At 53.1% G+C, this 226-nt stretch carries 1 protein-coding gene; it reads left to right on the plus strand.

Annotation, left to right across the window (positions count from 1 at the left end; genetic code table 11):
• Nucleotides 1-20: 20 nt before the first annotated feature.
• Nucleotides 21-179 carry a hypothetical protein gene (locus GTN70_01360; protein NIO15645.1) on the plus strand — a complete coding sequence of 53 codons (159 nt, stop codon included), beginning with the start codon at nt 21-23 and terminating at the stop codon, nt 177-179.
• Nucleotides 180-226 lie beyond the last annotated feature (47 nt).

Consider the following 226-nt stretch of genomic DNA (forward strand, 5'->3'; position numbering starts at 1 on the left):
TGATGAAGGATCAACAGGTTTTGATAAGGCTTTCACGGGAAGAGAAGGAGAGGGCCGTGATGTATGCCGGGGATCTGGGCCTGAGCCTTTCAGGGTTTGTCCGGATGCTGGTGAACACCTACGCGGCTCCGGAAAAACCGTCTTCGCCCAAGAGGGAAAAAATAATATTGGAGTGGTGACAGGGGTTTTCTTTGAGCGGGAGCGCCACGCTATCCCGGGAAAAGAA

It is taken from the genome of Deltaproteobacteria bacterium (assembly GCA_011773515.1).
GTDB lineage: Bacteria > Desulfobacterota > Deferrimicrobia > J040 > J040 > WVXK01.